Origin of the sequence: Pseudomonas sp. K8, from assembly GCF_014889455.1 — a bacterium.
GTDB classification, from domain to species: domain Bacteria; phylum Pseudomonadota; class Gammaproteobacteria; order Pseudomonadales; family Pseudomonadaceae; genus Aquipseudomonas; species Aquipseudomonas veronii.
Window position 1 is genome coordinate 1 of sequence record NZ_VJWO01000220.1, and the last position, 293, is coordinate 293.

Annotated in this window: 1 pseudogene; it reads left to right on the forward strand. The window is 61.4% G+C overall.

The features are described from left to right. Positions 1-124: 124 nt before the first annotated feature. Positions 125-293: pseudogene (locus INT12_RS31105) on the forward strand (histidine kinase); the annotation flags it as partial.

The window sequence follows — 293 nt, forward strand, 5'->3', positions numbered from 1 at the left end:
GGGGCAAGCCCCCTCCCACATTTTGATCTGCGAACACGGTCAAGTGTGGGAGGGGGCTTGCCCCCGATGAATCCACCTCGGTCTACTGCTTTTTCTTCGGCTTCAAATACTTGGTCAAGCCCTGGAATACGCCGAGTACCCCAACCTGGTGTGCCTGGCCGTGCGCCTGCTGCGCAGCCGGGGCATCGGCTCCGGGCCGCACGAAACCATCCCCGACGAGCTGCTTGAACGTTTGGGCTTGAGCCGTGACAAGGCTGAAGAAGTTGTGGCCAAGGTGCTGGATGCCGAGGTGC